Annotated in this window: 16 protein-coding genes; 10 read left to right on the forward strand and 6 right to left on the reverse strand. The window is 70.5% G+C overall.

Going from position 1 to position 15,884, the window contains the following annotated elements:
- Positions 1–54: 54 nt before the first annotated feature.
- On the reverse strand, positions 55–1,422 hold the full coding sequence (locus GA0115254_RS06830) for an FAD-dependent oxidoreductase (protein ID WP_093894382.1): 1,368 nt from the start codon (positions 1,420–1,422) through the stop codon (positions 55–57).
- Positions 1,423–1,682: 260 nt separating this feature from the next.
- On the opposite strand from GA0115254_RS06830, the gene GA0115254_RS06835 reads away from it, so the two are divergent.
- From GA0115254_RS06835 to GA0115254_RS06875, 9 genes are all read left to right on the forward strand, one after another.
- Entirely contained in the window at positions 1,683–3,761 is a 2,079-nt protein-coding gene (locus GA0115254_RS06835; protein WP_093894383.1) for a SpoIIE family protein phosphatase, read from the forward strand.
- Positions 3,762–3,870: 109 nt separating this feature from the next.
- Positions 3,871–5,262 carry a wax ester/triacylglycerol synthase family O-acyltransferase gene (locus tag GA0115254_RS06840; protein WP_093894384.1) on the forward strand — a complete coding sequence of 464 codons (1,392 nt, stop codon included), beginning with the start codon at positions 3,871–3,873 and terminating at the stop codon, positions 5,260–5,262.
- Between the two features lie 146 nt (positions 5,263–5,408).
- Positions 5,409–6,404: an aldo/keto reductase gene (locus GA0115254_RS06845; protein ID WP_093894401.1), complete on the forward strand. Its 996-nt coding sequence runs from the start codon at positions 5,409–5,411 to the stop codon at positions 6,402–6,404.
- A 1-nt stretch (position 6,405) separates the two neighbouring features.
- The gene (locus GA0115254_RS06850) at positions 6,406–6,717 is read left to right on the forward strand and encodes an L-rhamnose mutarotase (RefSeq protein ID WP_093894385.1); all 312 of its coding nucleotides are present in this window, start codon (positions 6,406–6,408) and stop codon (positions 6,715–6,717) included.
- 1 nt (position 6,718) lies between these two features.
- The gene (locus GA0115254_RS06855) at positions 6,719–7,573 is read left to right on the forward strand and encodes an amidohydrolase family protein (protein ID WP_093894386.1); all 855 of its coding nucleotides are present in this window, start codon (positions 6,719–6,721) and stop codon (positions 7,571–7,573) included.
- 463 nt (positions 7,574–8,036) lie between these two features.
- Complete coding sequence (locus GA0115254_RS06860) at positions 8,037–8,795, forward strand: LytR/AlgR family response regulator transcription factor (protein ID WP_093894387.1); 759 nt, start codon at positions 8,037–8,039, stop codon at positions 8,793–8,795.
- 64 nt (positions 8,796–8,859) lie between these two features.
- A complete protein-coding gene (locus GA0115254_RS06865; RefSeq protein ID WP_093894388.1) occupies positions 8,860–9,222 on the forward strand; it encodes a hypothetical protein in 363 nt (120 codons plus the stop codon).
- Complete coding sequence (locus GA0115254_RS06870) at positions 9,219–10,703, forward strand: sodium/solute symporter (RefSeq protein WP_093894389.1); 1,485 nt, start codon at positions 9,219–9,221, stop codon at positions 10,701–10,703. The genes GA0115254_RS06865 and GA0115254_RS06870 overlap by 4 nt, the downstream gene beginning before the upstream one ends.
- Positions 10,700–11,929: a sensor histidine kinase gene (locus GA0115254_RS06875; RefSeq protein WP_093894390.1), complete on the forward strand. Its 1,230-nt coding sequence runs from the start codon at positions 10,700–10,702 to the stop codon at positions 11,927–11,929. Before GA0115254_RS06870 ends, GA0115254_RS06875 begins: the two co-directional genes overlap by 4 nt.
- 21 nt (positions 11,930–11,950) lie before the next feature.
- Here GA0115254_RS06875 and GA0115254_RS06880 read toward each other — a convergent pair whose 3' ends face one another.
- Positions 11,951–12,469, reverse strand: a complete 519-nt coding sequence (locus GA0115254_RS06880) for a hypothetical protein (RefSeq protein WP_093894391.1) — start codon at positions 12,467–12,469, stop codon at positions 11,951–11,953.
- Positions 12,470–12,594: 125 nt separating this feature from the next.
- On the opposite strand from GA0115254_RS06880, the gene GA0115254_RS06885 reads away from it, so the two are divergent.
- Positions 12,595–12,792, forward strand: coding sequence for a zf-HC2 domain-containing protein (locus tag GA0115254_RS06885; protein ID WP_093894392.1), 198 nt, complete (start codon positions 12,595–12,597; stop codon positions 12,790–12,792).
- Here the strand turns inward: GA0115254_RS06885 and GA0115254_RS06890 are convergent.
- From GA0115254_RS06890 to GA0115254_RS47405, 4 genes are all read right to left on the reverse strand, one after another.
- A complete protein-coding gene (locus GA0115254_RS06890) occupies positions 12,726–13,295 on the reverse strand; it encodes a sigma-70 family RNA polymerase sigma factor (protein ID WP_093894393.1) in 570 nt (189 codons plus the stop codon). The two genes, GA0115254_RS06885 and GA0115254_RS06890, sit on opposite strands and share 67 nt — an antisense overlap.
- 182 nt (positions 13,296–13,477) lie before the next feature.
- Positions 13,478–14,932: an amino acid permease gene (locus GA0115254_RS06895; protein ID WP_093894394.1), complete on the reverse strand. Its 1,455-nt coding sequence runs from the start codon at positions 14,930–14,932 to the stop codon at positions 13,478–13,480.
- A gap of 110 nt (positions 14,933–15,042) precedes the next feature.
- Positions 15,043–15,504 carry a universal stress protein gene (locus GA0115254_RS06900; RefSeq protein WP_093894395.1) on the reverse strand — a complete coding sequence of 154 codons (462 nt, stop codon included), beginning with the start codon at positions 15,502–15,504 and terminating at the stop codon, positions 15,043–15,045.
- A gap of 10 nt (positions 15,505–15,514) precedes the next feature.
- Positions 15,515–15,754 carry a hypothetical protein gene (locus GA0115254_RS47405; RefSeq protein WP_176740005.1) on the reverse strand — a complete coding sequence of 80 codons (240 nt, stop codon included), beginning with the start codon at positions 15,752–15,754 and terminating at the stop codon, positions 15,515–15,517.
- Positions 15,755–15,884: the final 130 nt, after the last annotated feature.

Consider the following 15,884-nt stretch of genomic DNA (forward strand, 5'->3'; position numbering starts at 1 on the left):
GGCGGAGCTGCCCTTCCGGCCGTACGGACCGTACGGTCAGAAACGTCCGTACCGTCAGCGGCGGGGCTCGGAAGCGTCCAGCATGGCGTCGCGCTCCACGACCTTGATCCTCTCGCGCCCCTGCTCCGCGCCCAGGGCCTGCTCGTGCGCGTCCAGGCGGTACCAGCCCTCGCGGGTGGTGTAGCGGACGCCGCGCTCCTCCAGGAAGGCGGTGACGGCCTCCGGCTCGGGCTGTGCCGGGGTGGCCAGTCGGCCGGTGGCATGGTCGTCCAGGAGGCAGGCGACCGTCTCGTTGGCATCGCCCTTGGTGTGGCCGATCAGACCGATCGGGCCGCGCTTGATCCACCCCGTGACGTACACCGACGGCATGGGCGCCTCGCCGTCGACGACACGCCCCGCGGCGTGCGGGACGGTGCCGGAGGTCACGTCGAACGGGAGCTTGGGGAGCTCCTGCGAGTAGTAGCCGACCGCGCGATAGACGCTCTGCACGTCCCAGTCGGTGAAGCGTCCGGTGCCCTTGACGTTCCCGGTGCCGTCCAACTCTGTCCGCTCGGTGCGCAGACCGACGACCCGGCCGTCCTCGCCGAGGATCTCGGCCGGGGACTCGAAGAAGTGCAGGAACAGCTTGTGCGGCCGGTCGCCCACGTCGCGGATGGCCCAGTTCTCCAGCGTGGAGGCGACCATGTTGGCCTGCTTGTTGCCGCGCCGGGTCTCGATCGAACCCTGGTCGTACTCGATGTCCTCGGGGTTGACGATGACCTCGATGTTCGGCGAGTGGTCCAGCTCGCGCAGCTCCATGGGGCTGAACTTGGCCTGCGCGGGACCGCGACGCCCGAAGACATGCACTTCCAGGGCCTTGTTGGCCTTGAGGCCCTCGTAGACGTTCGCGGGTATCTCGGTCGGCAGCAGTTCGTCCGCCGTCTTGGCGAGCATGCGGGCCACGTCCAGCGCCACATTGCCCACTCCGAGCACGGCGACCTTCTCCGCGTCCAGGGGCCAGGTGCGGGCCACATCGGGGTGTCCGTCGTACCAGGAGACGAAGTCGGCCGCGCCGTGGGAACCGTCCAGGGAGCCGCCGGGGATGTCGAGCGCGCGGTCCGCGTCGGCACCGGTGGAGAAGATCACCGCGTCGTAGAAGGACCGCAGATCGTCCAGGTCGATGTCGGCGGGGTAGTCGACGTTGCCGAAAAGCCGCAACTGCGGCTTGTCGAGCACCTGGTGCAGTGCCTGGACGATGCCCTTGATCCGCGGGTGATCAGGGGCCACTCCGTAGCGGATCAGGCCGAAGGGGGCGGGCATCCGCTCGAACAGGTCGATCGAAACACCCGGGTCCTGGGCGGCCTCGGATTTCAGCAGCGCGTCCGCTGCGTAGATTCCGGCGGGGCCGGCTCCGACTATGGCGACGCGGACGGGGCGGGTCATGGAGTGCAGGTCCTTAGAACGGGCTGACGCGGGCAGTGCGGCGCAGGGTAGAAGTAAGGATGGGCTTACCGTGCTCCACGGGACACGGTATCCGCTGCTGACCTGCGGCCTCCGGGCGGGCGGCCCTCCGGACGGTCCAAGGCGCTGCGGCCCGGTGCCCGGTGGGGGTCGGGGGAGGCGCTCCGACCGCGCGACACCGGATTCCCCGCCGGTGTGGGGTTCGCTCGAAGAATCGGACAAATGGTGGCAGAGTGACCCGCATGGATGGTCGGGTAGCGGGTGCCCTGTCACTCCCGGACGACTGGCCCGCCCACCCGGATCTCAGTCTCGCCCTGAACCGTATGGGCAGCTTCGACTGGGACCTCGACAGCGGCCTCATGCACATGGACCGGCCCGCACTCGATGTGTTCGACATGCGGGCCGGGGAATACGACGACCGGCCGGAGTCGCTCGCGCCGCGGGTGCCGCCGGACGAGGGTGTCCGGCTCGACGCGATGGTCGCGCAGGCCCTCAAGAGCGGGCAGAGAAACTACGGCGCGTATTTCAGGATCCTGAGGCGTGACGGCACCCTGCGCTGGACCCATACCCAGGGCTTCATCCAACGCGACGGGACCGGCCGCCCCCGTCGCATCATCGGCATCGTCCGCGACGCCACCCAGGAGCTGGCCGACTCCACGGCCCGCCGTGAACTGGACATGGAGCGGCAGCGCCGCACCAGCCTGGTGGAGGGCACCACGGCCGCGCTGGCCCACGCCCGGACGGTCCGCGACGTCATCGACGTGCTGAAGAACTCGCAGGGCCTGGCGCATCTCGGTGCGACCAGCCTGGTCGTGGGCCTGATGGAGGCGGGACGCATCCATCTGGTGGCGGACGGCCCGGAGGGCTCCTTCGTACCCGGTACCCGTTACACCCGGACGGACGAGCCGTACCCGATGAGCGAAGTGGTGACTACGCTCTCGCCCCGCTTCATCGAGTCCGCCACGGATTTCGCCACCTCGTACCCGATTCTGTGGCCCCACATCAGCCATCTCGGCATCACGTCCGCCGCCTATCTGCCGCTGATCGCCCAGGCCCGGCCCATCGGCGCACTCGGACTGCTCTACAGCGAGAAGGACGGCTTCACCGGCGACGAACGCAACCTGCTCGTCGCGCTCGGCAGCTCCATCGCCCAGAGTCTGCAGCGGGCCATGCTGTACGAGCAGGAGCACGATCTCGCCGAGGGCCTCCAGCAGGCCATGCTGCCGCGCCGGATCCCGGACGTGCCGGGCGCGCAGGTCGCCGTGCGGTACCGGTCGGCCCGGCTGGGCCGGGACATCGGAGGCGACTGGTACGACGTCATCCCGCTGCCCGGCGGCCGGGTCGGTGCCGTCATCGGGGACGTGCAGGGCCATGACACGCATGCCGCGGCAGTCATGGGGCAGCTGCGCATCGTGCTGCGCGCCTATGCGGCGGAGGGACACAGCCCCGCCACGGTGATGGCCCGGGCCTCCGTGTTCCTCCATGAGCTGGACACCGACCGCTTCGCAACCTGCTCCTACGCCGAGGCCGACCTGACGACGGGAGTGGTGCAGCTGGTCCGGGCCGGCCATGTCGATCCGCTGGTGCGCGACACCGACGGCAGCTGCCGCAGGCTGCCCGTGGAGGGCGGGCTGCCGCTGGGGCTGTCGGCCGAGTTCGGGCGGCTCGAATACCCGGTCAGCACGGTCGAGCTGGACCCCGGTCAGACGCTGGTGCTGTTCACCGACGGTCTCGTGGAGCTGCCCGGAGCCGATCTCGACGAGGGCATGCAGCTGCTGAGGTCCATGGTGCGCAACGGTCCGCAGGACCTTCAGCGGCTGGCCGACCAGCTCTGCGAGGAGGTCGACGAGCGGGGCGGCGAGGACGATGTGGCGGTCCTGCTGCTGCGCCGACAGGCCGCTCACGCACCGCGGCCGGGCGGCCGGCTCCAGCAGCATGTCGGGCAGGGCGACCCGGAGGCGCTGAGCTCCGCGCGGCACATGATCCGTGCGGCGGTGCGGGCCTGGGGTGCCAGGACGCGGGCCGACGAGGTCGAGCTGGCCGCCGACGAGCTGATCACCAACGCGCTGATGCACACCGACGGCGGGGCGATCGTCACGATCCGAGTGCTCACCGGGCCCGAGCGGCGGCTGCGGGTCGACGTCGAGGATCGTTCCAGCGCGCTGCCCCGGCGCCGGGACGCGGGGCAGTCCGGGGTGTCCGGTCGAGGGCTGATGCTGGTGGACCGGCTGGCGGACCTGTGGGGTGTGGAGTCGCGGGGCAGCGGTAAGTGCGTGTGGTGCGAATTCGTCATTCCGGAACGCGAATGGCGGCAATGTTGAGTACTACCCGACAGTAACAGAACGTAATATGTATGTGCTTGACCGTAACCGACCGCGAACGATTGACTGCGACTCCGTCAGTCTTTGTCTCCGATGACATGAGGACCCGTTGGGCACTGAGCTACTGGCACCTCTCGATCTGGCCTTCTGGCACCTCGAATCCGATGCCCACCCCATGCACCTCGGCGCGCTCGCCGTCTTCTCCCCTCCGCCCGACCCGGCGCACGGCGCCGGCCCGGAGGGCGTGCTGGAGCTGCTGGGCGCCCGCGCCGCCGCGATTCCCCGGCTGCGGATGCGGGTCAGGGACGTACTGCTGCCGGTCGGCGGTGCGGCCTGGTTCGTGGACAAGGACTTCGATGTGCACCGACACATCGAGCGGGTGCGGCTGACCGAGGCTGAGTCGCGGGGCGAGGACGGCGGATTCATGGCAGGCGCCACCCGGCTCGCCGGCGAACTGATGGAGCGGCCGCTCGAACGGGGTCTGCCGCCCTGGCAGATGTATGTGATCGGCGGCGCCGAGGGGGGCCCCTTCGCGGTGCTCGTCAAGCTCCACCATGCACTCGCCGACGGAATGCGCGCGGTCGCCATCGGAGCCGGGATCTTCGACGAGATCGCCTCCGCCGCCGGACGAGGCCGCAGCGGCATGCCCGCCCGCCGGGCGCGCACGGTTGCGCCCCGCTCCTGGATGCCGGGCCCGCGCCAGGTCGCCGGCCTCGCGCTGGACCGGATCGAGGATCTCGGGCGGGCGTTCGGGGTCGGCGCCTCCATGGTGCGGGCCAGCCGCCTCGATCTGCGCGGCGCGCCCGCACTCACCGCGAGCTCCAGCGGCACCCGGCGGCTGGTCACCGCGGACCTGGATCTCGACGCCGTCCAGCGGATCCGGCGGGCCGCCGGGGGCACGACCAACGATGTCCTGCTCGCAGTCGTCGCCGGAGCGTTGCGCCGCTGGATGCTGGAGCGCGGCGAACCGCTGCCCGCCGAGGACCCGCGCGCCCTGGTGCCGGTCTCCCGCCGCAGACCGGGTCAGGCCGCCGCGAGCGGGAACAAGCTCTCCGCCTATCTGCTCGGGCTCCCCGTCTCCGAGCCCGACCCGTGGAAGCGGCTCCGTACGGTCCGCACGGCCATGGACCGCAACAAGGCTGCGGGTCCCTTCCGCGGCGCCGGTGCGGTGGCCGTACTCGCCGATCAACTGCCCTCGCTGGCCCATCGCTTCGGCGCACCGATCGCCGGGAACGCGGCCAGGATGCTCTTCGACGTCCTGGTCACCAGCGTGCCCCTGCCGCGTTCGGCGCTCTCGCTCGGCGGCTGCCCGCTGCGCGCCGTCTACCCCATGGCGCCGCTGGCCCGCGGCCAGTCCCTGGCCATCGCCCTGTCCACATACGGCGGCCGGGTGCAGGTCGGGCTGGTGGCCGACGGCAAGGCGCTGCCCGATCTGGAGCGGCTGGCGGGCTGCGCCGACGACGAGGTGGAGGAACTGCTCGCCCTGCTGCCCGCTCGGTGAACGGTCTGCGCCGCGATCGGCCATAGATCGGACAGATTTTTGGGAATGTGCCGCGGTTCATGGTGTCTGAGGTGTTGACGTGCCCAAGTGGTCCGATGAATATTCGCTGTATGCAGGAAGCGATCACCGGGGAGGGCGGCGGAACCATGAGGCGCAACAGGCTGGGAAGCAGCGCGGTCGAGATCACCGAGCTGTCCTTCGGAGCGGCTGCCATCGGTAACCTGTTCACCGCCGTCGACCCCGCGCAGGCGGCGGCCGCCGTCGACGCCGCATGGGACGAGGGCGTCCGCTACTTCGACACCGCGCCGCACTACGGACTCGGCCTCTCCGAACGACGGCTCGGCGAGGCCCTGCGCGCCAGGCCCCGCGACTCGTATGTGCTGTCCACCAAGGTGGGAAGGGTGCTCGACCCGCTGCCCGCCGACACCGGTACGGCCTGCGAGAACATGTCCGACGGTCTCTCCGAGGGATTCGCCGTACGGGCCACGCACCGCCGCCGCTGGGACTTCAGCGCCGAAGGCGTACGCCGCAGCATCGAGGACAGCCTGGAACGGCTCGGCCTCGACCGCCTCGACATCGCGTACCTGCACGACCCGGACGACCACGCGGAGGCCGCGTTCGACGAGGCATACCCCGAACTGGAGAAGCTGCGTGCACAGGGCGTCATCGGTGCGATCGGCGCGGGCATGAACCAGACCGCGATGCTCACCCGCTTCGTGCGCGACACCGATGTCGACGTCGTGCTCTGCGCGGGCAGATACACCCTTCTCGACCAGTCCGCCCTGACCGAACTGCTGCCCGAGGCTGCCGCCCGCGGCCGCAGCGTCGTCGTCGGCGGTGTCTTCAACTCCGGGCTGCTCGCCGACCCGCGCCCCGGTGCCCCATACGACTACGCGGCCGCGCCCCTGGCCCTCCTGGACCGGGCGCTGCGCATCAAAGCCGTCACCGAGGGCCACGGCGTCCCGCTGCGGGCCGCGGCCCTGCACTACCCGCTCGCGCACCCTGCCGTCGCCGGAGTACTCGTCGGCACCCGCTCCCCGGACGAGGTGCGCGACGCCGCCGCCCTGCTCCGCCGCGAGATCCCGGACGCCCTCTGGGACGACCTGCGCGCCGAGGGCCTGCTGACCGAGGACGGACACTGACATGAGAATCGCCCTGCACACCAAGGTCCGCGCCGACCGCATCGAGGAGTACGAGGCCGCGCACCGCGAAGTCCCCGCGGAGCTGACCACCGCGATCCGCGCAGCGGGTGCCACGTCCTGGACGATCTGGCGCAGCGGCACCGACCTCTTCCATGTCATCGACTGCGAGGACTACGCCGCACTCCTCGCCGAGCTGGAGAAGCTCCCCGTCAACGTCGCCTGGCAGGCGAGGATGGACGAGCTCCTCGACGTCGCGCACGACTACTCGTCGAGCGGCGCCGAAGCCGGTCTTCCGGTCGCCTGGGAGCTGTGACATGACCGGTCAGCAACGGATCGTGGACGCCCACCACCATGTGTGGGATCTGTCGGTGCGCGACCAGGACTGGATCACCGGCGACGAGCTCGCCCCGCTCCGGCGTACGTTCACCCTCGCCGACCTGGAGCCCGAGGCGCGCGCCGTCGGGGTGTGCGCCACCGTTCTCGTCCAGACCGTCACCGTCCCGGAGGAGACGCCCGAGTTCCTGGCCCTCGCCCACGACAACGACCTCGTCGCCGGCGTCGTCGGCTGGTGCGACCTCACGGCGCCGGACGTCGCCGACACCCTTGCCGCGCTGCGTGAACTCCCCGGCGGCAACCGGCTCGTCGGTATCCGCCACCAGGTCCAGGGCGAACCCGACCCCGAATGGCTGCTGCGCCCCGACGTCCGGCGCGGGCTGCATGCCGTCGCCGACGCAGGGCTCGTCTACGATCTCGTCATCCAGGCCCACCAGCTGCCCGCCACCGTCGAGGCCGCAGCCCTGCTGCCCGGGCTGACCTTCGTACTCGACCACGCCGGCAAGCCGCCCGTCGCCACCGGTGAACTGCACCCCTGGGCCGACGACCTCCGGGCCCTCGCCGCCCGCCCCAACACCGTGTGCAAACTCTCCGGCCTGGTCACCGAGGCCGATGCGCGCTCCTGGACCGTGAACGATCTGCGCCCGTACGCCGACACCGTCCTGGACGCCTTCGGCCCCGGCCGGCTGATGTTCGGCTCGGACTGGCCGGTGTGCCGGCTCGCCGCGACGTACGGGGAGGTCGTCGCAGCGGCACACACCCTGACCGACGCCCTCACCGAGGACGAGCGGGCTCGCGTCCTCGCCACCACGGCCGAGCGTGTGTACGGCCTCTGACAGGCATCGGGCCGACGGCTCCCGAAGTCCGGTCCGCCCCCGCCCACCGCTGCGCCACCGTCGCACCCGACCCGCCGGCCACCGCGAACGGACCGCCCGCAGCCAGGACCACCGCGGCCGCCACCAGCACGATCCGCCACCGCCGGCTCCGGCGCCGCCGCACCCACCGCACGACGCAACAACCCGGGGCTTACCCGCTCCACCGGACCAACCCCCGGCGGTGTCGGCCGGGCGTACCGCTCAAGCACGGCCGCCACCCCGGCGAACTCCGCCGTCATGAGCCGGCACCGGGCACACTCCGCCAGATGCTCCTCGAATCGGAAGGCATCGGCGGCGCCGAGTACACCCGGCGCACGGGCGCCGGCATCACGACGAGGTTCCAGGGTGCGCATGCTGTCCGGTACGGAAAGAAGCGGTGAATCACTCAGCGCGGAACCCCCGTGAACGCCCTAAACTCCGCCCCATGCTGCGCGTACTCGCCGTCGACGACGAAGAACCCGCCCTGGAGGAACTCCTCTACCTCCTGCGCGCCGATCCCCGCATCCGCAGAGCCGAGGGCGCCACCGGGGCAACCGAGGCGCTGCGCCGCATCGGCAGCGCCGTCGAGGCGGGCCCCGACGACCCGTCCGCCATCGACGTCGTCTTCCTCGACATCCACATGGCGGGCCTCACCGGTCTCGACGTCGCCCAGCTGCTGGCCGGATTCGCCGCGCCCCCGCTCATCGTCTTCGTCACCGCGCACGAGGGCTTCGCCGTCCATGCCTTCGACCTGAAAGCCGTCGACTACGTCCTCAAGCCGGTCCGCCGCGAACGCCTCGCCGAAGCGGTTCGGCGCGTGGCCGAACAGGTCGGCGACCGTTCCGCACCCGCACCCGCACTCGACACGGCGAACGACCAGATACCGGTGGAGCGCGGCGGAGTGATCCGGTTCATCCCGATCGACGACATCGCCTACGCCGAGGCCCAGGGCGACTACGCCCGGCTGCACACCGACAACGGCAGCCACCTCGTCCGCGTCCCCCTCACCACCCTGGAGGAACGCTGGCGCTCGCGCGGCTTCGTACGCATCCACCGCCGCCATCTCGTCGCGCTGGGGCGGATCGACGAACTCCGCCTCGACGCGGGCAGCATGAGCGTGCGCATCGGCACTGCGGAGCTCGCCGTGAGCCGTCGCCACGCCCGCGCGCTGCGCGATCTGCTGATGCGCCAGACCGGCCGCTGACCAGGCCCTGCCCGGGCTCGAACCCCTTCCCACGACCGTCCGGTGCTGCGTACACTCCGGGCCCATGTCCGCAGAGTCAACGCCCCGGCGTGAAGTGGTGACGGGGGAGCCCCGGCGGGTGCGCCCGCTGCCGCGCTACCGCACCCAGTCGGAGATCGACGAGCAGACCGCACTCGGGGGCGCCTACGTCCGCTCGCTGATGCGCAGCCAACTGCGGGCCGGACTCACCGCGTTCACCGTCCTCGCCGTGGTCGTCGGCACGCTGCCGCTGGTCTTCGAAGCCCTGCACAGCGCCGCGCTCGTCTGGGCGGTCCTGGGCTTCGCCGTCTATCCACCACTGACCCTGGCCGCCTGGTGGTACGTGCGACGGGCCGAGCGCAACGAACGCGACTTCGCCCGGCTCGTGGAAGGCCGCCCCGCACAGTGAGCCGTACGTACGCGGTGGCGGCCGTCGCTGCCGTCGTCGTCGCGACCGTCCTTGTGGGCGGTTTCGGCCTGCGCATCTCCCGTACCACCTCCGACTTCTACGTTGCCTCACGCACCGTACGGCCCCGGCTCAACGCCGCAGCGATCAGCGGCGAGTACCTCTCCGCCGCCTCCTTCCTCGGCATCGCCGGCCTGGTGTTGGTGCACGGCCCGGACATGCTCTGGTACCCGGTCGGATACACCGCGGGCTATCTGGTGCTGCTGGTGTTCGTCGCCGCACCGCTGCGCCGCTCGGGGGCGTACACCCTGCCCGACTTCGCCGAGGGGCGGCTGGAATCGCGGCAGGTGCGCAGGCTGGTGAGCGTCTTCGTCGTCGCGGCGGGCTGGCTCTATCTCGTACCGCAGCTCCAGGGCGCGGGACTGACGCTCAAGATCCTGACCGGGGCGCCCGGCTGGCTCGGCGATGTGCTCGTGGCCTCCGTCGTCGTCATCGCCGTCGCCGCGGGCGGCATGCGGTCCATCACCTTCGTACAGGTCTTCCAGTACTGGCTGAAGCTGACCGCGCTCCTCGTCCCCGCGATCTTCCTGGTGTTCGCCTGGCAGGGCGACGGGCAGCCCCGCGTCCACTTCGACGAGCAGCTCTCCGTGTTCCGCGCCGACCATCCGCTGTACGCCACCTACGGGCTGATCGTCGCGACATTCCTCGGCACCATGGGCCTCCCGCATGTCGTCGTCCGCTTCTACACCAGCCCCAACGGCCGCGACGCCCGGCGCACGACGGTCGCTGTCCTCGCCCTCATCGGCCTGTTCTATCTGCTGCCGCCCGTGTACGGCGCACTGGGCAGGCTGTACGCTCCCGAGCTGATCCACGGCGGGGACGCGGACGCCGCCGTGCTGCTGCTGCCCGAACGCGTCATCGGCGGGCTCGGCGGGGATCTGCTCGGAGCGCTCATCGCGGGCGGCGCCTTCGCCGCGTTCCTGTCGACCGCCTCCGGCCTCACGATGGCCGTCGCCGGAGTCATCACCCAGGACGTGCTCCCGTCGCGCGGGGTACGGCACTTCCGGCTGGCCACAGTCCTCGCCATGTGTGTACCGCTGGGCGGTTCGCTGATGGTGAGCCGGGTGCCGGTGGCCGACTCGGTGGGGATGGCGTTCGCCGTCTCCGCGTCCTCCTTCTGCCCGCTGCTGGTCCTCGGCATCTGGTGGCGGCGGCTCACCCCGCCCGGCGCGATCGCCGGCCTGCTGCTGGGCGGCGGCTCCGCGTTCCTGGCCGTCGCCATCACCGTCAGCGGCGCGGTACGCCCGCCCGGCTGGCCGCATGCCCTGCTCGCCTGGCCCGCCGTCTGGTCGGTGCCGGTCGGCTTCCTCGCCATGGTCCTGGTGTCCCTCGCCACGCCCGGCCGCATACCTCCCGGTACGAATGCCGCCATGACCCGCTTCCACCTGCCGGAAGCGCTCCTGACCTCGAGGAGACACCGATGACCGGGGCCGGACACGCCGTACTCGCCCTGCTCGTCCTCCTGCTGCTCGGCGTGGGATTCCTGCTCGGCCGCCGCACCGCCCGCCCGGCCCGTTCCAGCGACGTCGGAACCCCCGTCGAGCACGCCACCTTCGAGACCCTGCACACCGCCTCGCTCGCCGCGCCCCCACTGCGCGCCGGACTCACCGAGGAGAGCGCCCGCAAATCCGCTCGCAGGCTCCGTTCCCTGCTCGGCACGGACGCCCTCTGCCTCACCGACCGCGACCGGGTGCTCGTCTGGGACGGCGAGGGCGAACACCACGGCCGACACGTGATGGACCAGGTGCGAGACCTCCTCGCCAGCGGCCGGGACACCGCCTTCCACAGCGACTGCGACGACCTCGACTGCACGCTGCGCTGGGCCGTCGCCGTGCCGCTCACCGTCGACCACCGGGTCCTCGGCACCCTCATCGCCTACGCCCCGCGCGAATCCGCGGTGCTGGCGAGAGCGGCCGGAGAGGTGGCCCGCTGGGTCTGCGTACAGCTGGAACTCGCCGAGCTCGACCGCTCCCGCACCCAGCTCATCGAGGCCGAGATCAGGGCGCTGCGGGCCCAGATCTCCCCGCACTTCATCTTCAACTCACTGGCCGCCATCGCCTCGTTCGTCCGCACCGACCCCGAGCAGGCCCGTGAACTCCTGCTGGAATTCGCAGACTTCACCCGCTACTCGTTCCGCAGCCACGGCGACTTCACCACTCTCGCCGACGAACTCCACTCCATCGACCAGTACCTGGCACTGGTGCGGGCCCGCTTCGGGGAGCGACTCTCGGTCACCCTCCAGGTCGCCCCCGAAGTGCTGCCCGTCGCCCTGCCGTTCCTCTGCCTCCAGCCCCTGGTCGAGAACGCCGTCAAACACGGCCTCGAAGGAGCCGTCACCCATCCCCGAGCTCCCGACTCCGTTCGAGCAGGGGAGAATCCGACCCGCATCACCATCCGCGCACTCGACGCCGGTTCGGAGGCCGAGGTCGTCATCGAGGACGACGGCACCGGCATGGATCCGGAACGCCTGCGCCACATCCTGCGCGGCGAGGGCGGCAAGTCGACCGGAATCGGGCTCCTCAACGTCGACGAGCGGCTGCGCCAGGTGTACGGGGACGACTACGGACTCGTCATCGAGACGGGCATCGGCGCAGGAATGAAGGTCACGGTGAGGCTGCCGAAGTACCGTGCGGGGGTGCACGGTTCCTGACCACCCGATGGGGCGGCGCGCTCAGTGCAGATGGATCGCCAGATGCCCCAGCGGCAGCCCCAGCTGCCAGGCCGGCGTCCACACCTGGGCCGCCTCCTCCGCATCCGCTCCGTCGCTCATCGGTTCCCAGGGCGGCGGACCGATCGTATCGAGGTCGGCCGCGAGCAGTTCGGTCTCCTCCAGCCACCGCCAGGCCGCGCGGGCCAGTACCAGATCAGGATCCGTGTCGCCGGGAGCGAGCCCCGGGGCCGCCTCAAGTGCGTCGAGCCGCTCACAGACCCAGCCGCGCCAGGCCGCCCCGTATGCGGTCAACAGTCGCAGCTCGTCCATCCGGGCCGCGGGCAGAGCATCGGGCACCCCACCGTCGGAGAGGAAGACGGTGAGCGCGAGCGCGTCCCGCCCCGCGCGGTACTCCAGGGTGGACGGCTCCATCAGATCGCCGGTCCGCAGCAGGTCGTCGGCGAGGTACTCGGCGTACATCCAGGCCATCGGGACCAGCAGCCCGCCCCCACTGGTCCCATCCTGACGTTCCGGGCGCATCCCGTCTCGCCTCTTTCTCTTCTCGGCACCGGGCTTCACGGAGCATTGAACCGGGGGAGCGCGCCCTACGTGGCCAGAAAGACAGGATCCGTCATGACCGGATCCGTTCACGACACGAGGATGCGATGACCGCCGATCACGGAGAGGGCGCGCACGTGCGGCAGTCGCTCGGCGCCTATGTTCTCGATGCGCTCACGGCCGGTGAGACCCGCACGGTCTCCCGCCATCTGCAGTCCTGCGACCGCTGCGCCGCCGACTACATGGAGGTCGCGGAGGCCGTGTCGCTGCTCGCCCTGATCACCGTGGAGGACCTGCTGGAGTAGCCCGGCAGGTTACGGGAGAGCTGACGCAGCGCGTAGTGGGACCGGGACTTGACCGTGCCGGCCGGGATACCGAGAGTCCGGGCCGTCTCGCCCACGCTCAGCCCACGGAAATATATCTGGACGAGCACCGCACGGTGTTCCGGGCTGAGGGTGCGTACCGCATCGCGTACGTCGAGGGCCGAGACCGTGGACTCGGCGGTGTCCTCCCCGCCCGCGGCAGCTTCCAGCACGATGTCGCTGACCTCGGTCGGCCGGGCCTGCCTGGAGCGGCGCGCATCGATCGCGAGGCGCCGGGCCACGGTGAAGAGCCAGGGCCGCATCGAGTCGTACGGAGCGTCGAAGGCCTCGGGGTTCTGCCAGGCCCGCACCAGCGTCTCCTGGAGCAGATCCTCGGCCCGCTGCCGGTCGCCGAAGGTCAGCCCGAGCAGGAAAGTGAGAACGGCGGGGCCGTGGTCCCGCTGGAGATCCGCCAGGGCCCGCTCATCGGTCGTCGTGGTGGTCATCGTGAACGCCCTTCCCCGCAGTGGCCACTTGCCGCTTCGCTGCCGACTGGCGTATACGAACGCATCGGGGCGCCGAGGAACAGGCGACGGGCGGCTCCGTGCGGCGAGCGGTCGCACAGTGCGGCGAATGGTGCGGTGAACGGTCGGGCGGCGGTCGACCGGGTGGTCTCACAGGCGATGGATCAATCCGTACCCGTACTCGCCCCCGTACCCGTCTCCGGTGTCTTCGCCATCTCCGACTTCCGGTACGAGTAGCCGAAGTAGATCACCAGGCCGATCAGGAACCACACCGCGAACCGTACCCACGTATGCCACTGCAGAAAGGTGATCAGCCAGATGGAGAACACCACACCCAGGGCCGGCACGAACGGCATGCCGGGAGTGCGGAACGTACGCGGCAGATCGGGCTGCTTGTAACGCAGAACGATCACCGCGATGCACACCACCACGAACGCGAGCAGAATGCCGATGTTCGTCAGCTCGGCAGCCTCGCCGATCGGCAGGAACCCGGCGATCACGGCCGAGGCCGCGCCGACGATCCAGGTCACCCGGGTCGGTACGTGCCGGGTCGGGTGGGTCTTGGCGAACCACTTCGGGAGCAACCCGTCGCGGCTCATCGAGAACCACACCCGGGTCACGCCGAGCATGAAGGTGAACATCACCGTGAGGATGCCGATGATCGCGCCCACCGCGATCACATCGGCGAGTCTGCTGAGCCCCACCGACTTGAAGGCCGTGGAGAATCCGGACTCCGGATCGATGTCCTTGTAGCTCTGCATCCCGGTCAGCACCAGACAAGCCGCCACATAGAGGACCATGGAGATTCCCAGGGAGTACAGGATCGCCTTCGGCATGTGCTGCTGGGCATCCTTGGACTCCTCGGCCGCCGTCGACATGGCGTCGTACCCGAACACCGCGAAGAACACCGTGGCCGCACCGGTGAAGGCACCGCTCACCCCGAACGGGAAGAACGGGTGGTAGTTGGCGGTGTTGATGTGGAACACGCCGACGCCGATGACCAGCAGGACGACCAGGACCTTCAGGACCACCACGACCGTTTCGAAGCGGGCCGCGTTCTTGATGCCGAGGGTCAGAAGGTACGCCACGAGCAGGCAGAGCAGCGCGGCGAACAGGTCCACGCGATGGCCCGGCCCGGTGCCGGGCGCACCCAGCATCCACTTCGGCAGTTCGAGCCCCATCTCCCCGAGCAGAAAGCTGAAGTAGCCGGAGATGCCGATCGCGACCACGGCCACGATCGCCGTGTACTCCAGCAGCAGGTCCCAGCCGATGAACCAGCCCACCAGCTCGCCGAGTACCGCGTATCCGTAGGTGTAGGCGGAGCCGGCCTTCGGGATGAGGCCGGCGAACTCCGCGTAGCTGAAGGCGGCCGCCGCGCTCGCCACACCCGCGATCAGGAAGGAGATCAGGACCGCGGGCCCGGCCGTGCCGTTCGCCACCGTGCCGGCGAGGGTGAAGATACCCGCGCCGATGATGCCGCCCACGCCGATCGCCGTGAGCTGCCACAACCCGAGCGTTCTGGTGAGCTGAGTGGTGGCATCCGCCGCAGGCCCTTTCTCGTCGATCTGCTCGATCGGCTTGCGGCGCAGTACACCCTCTCCCACTCGGAGCCTTGCCATGAGTCACCCTCTCCACTGACGGCTGTCCCTGACGGGCGCTCATGATGGCCCAGGTGGGACCGGTGCGAAAGACAGCGTGCCGTCCGACCGAGGCGAGGATTCCGCGACGGTTACGGCACCACCGTGACGGGCCAACGGCCCGCCTTCACCAGCCGGACCGCCACCGATCCGATGAACCGGTGACCGGCCGACTCCGACGCACCCACCACGACGGCATCGGCCTTCAGCTCGTCCGCCGCTGTGACGAGCCCGTTGTAGGGATCACCGCGGAAGGTATGGAACTCCCAGCGCACATCCCATATGTCCTTCATCCGCTCCGTCGCCTCCCGGATCTCGTTCACCAGCCCCTCCGCGACCTCTCCGGTCGTATCGGCGATCGGTGCACCGAGCGCGGCCCCCGCGGGCAGCACGGGCTGGACATAGACGAGGGCGAGCATGGCCCCCTGACGACGGGCGAGCCCCGCCGCGTACGCCGCGGCATGCATGGAGGAATCGGACCCGTCGAGGCCTGCGACGATCACTCTCGGGCCGTCTGTGCCACGTTCGAACTGGTGGGGCTGTTGGTCTGTCACGGCAGTGAGGCTATCCGGTCCATGCACCGACCCCGGCCCGGGCTGCGGCAATGTCCCGGACAGGGCCGCCGCCGGGTACTTCGGGGGCTGCCCGATGGACGCCGACCGACGTGGCGGCGGCCGGCCGGGGAGGACCCAGGGAGAAGTCCGCGCCGTTCTGCATCCATGCCAGGCCGGTGAGCAGCACCAGGGTGAGGGCGCCCCACGGCGAGTGCCTGGTCCGTTCGACGTGCCAGTTGTCCGGGCCCATGATTCTCCCTTCGTCGCGACGCTTGGAACGCTAAGCGCGGGACGCCCGGGCGGCGATCAGTGAAGGGCGAACGGGTGATGCCGGCCCGATACGCCCGTCGCCCCGAGCCCTGTCGGAGGGCGTCGGGGCG

Origin of the sequence: Streptomyces sp. Ncost-T10-10d (assembly GCF_900091955.1) — a bacterium.
GTDB lineage: Bacteria > Actinomycetota > Actinomycetes > Streptomycetales > Streptomycetaceae > Streptomyces.

What these genes read in the sequence shown, in the direction of transcription:
- GA0115254_RS06830 (WP_093894382.1), bottom strand. Translation starts at nt 1,422, where the DNA reads ATGACCCGCCCCGTCCGCGTCGCCATAGTCGGAGCCGGCCCCGCCGGA.
- GA0115254_RS06835 (WP_093894383.1), top strand. Translation starts at nt 1,683, where the DNA reads ATGGATGGTCGGGTAGCGGGTGCCCTGTCACTCCCGGACGACTGGCCC.
- GA0115254_RS06845 (WP_093894401.1), top strand. Translation starts at nt 5,409, where the DNA reads ATGAGGCGCAACAGGCTGGGAAGCAGCGCGGTCGAGATCACCGAGCTG.
- GA0115254_RS06850 (WP_093894385.1), top strand. Translation starts at nt 6,406, where the DNA reads ATGAGAATCGCCCTGCACACCAAGGTCCGCGCCGACCGCATCGAGGAG.
- GA0115254_RS06855 (WP_093894386.1), top strand. Translation starts at nt 6,719, where the DNA reads ATGACCGGTCAGCAACGGATCGTGGACGCCCACCACCATGTGTGGGAT.
- GA0115254_RS06860 (WP_093894387.1), top strand. Translation starts at nt 8,037, where the DNA reads ATGCTGCGCGTACTCGCCGTCGACGACGAAGAACCCGCCCTGGAGGAA.
- GA0115254_RS06865 (WP_093894388.1), top strand. Translation starts at nt 8,860, where the DNA reads ATGTCCGCAGAGTCAACGCCCCGGCGTGAAGTGGTGACGGGGGAGCCC.
- GA0115254_RS06875 (WP_093894390.1), top strand. Translation starts at nt 10,700, where the DNA reads ATGACCGGGGCCGGACACGCCGTACTCGCCCTGCTCGTCCTCCTGCTG.
- GA0115254_RS06880 (WP_093894391.1), bottom strand. Translation starts at nt 12,469, where the DNA reads ATGCGCCCGGAACGTCAGGATGGGACCAGTGGGGGCGGGCTGCTGGTC.
- GA0115254_RS06885 (WP_093894392.1), top strand. Translation starts at nt 12,595, where the DNA reads ATGACCGCCGATCACGGAGAGGGCGCGCACGTGCGGCAGTCGCTCGGC.
- GA0115254_RS06890 (WP_093894393.1), bottom strand. Translation starts at nt 13,295, where the DNA reads ATGACCACCACGACGACCGATGAGCGGGCCCTGGCGGATCTCCAGCGG.
- GA0115254_RS06895 (WP_093894394.1), bottom strand. Translation starts at nt 14,932, where the DNA reads ATGGCAAGGCTCCGAGTGGGAGAGGGTGTACTGCGCCGCAAGCCGATC.
- GA0115254_RS47405 (WP_176740005.1), bottom strand. Translation starts at nt 15,754, where the DNA reads ATGGGCCCGGACAACTGGCACGTCGAACGGACCAGGCACTCGCCGTGG.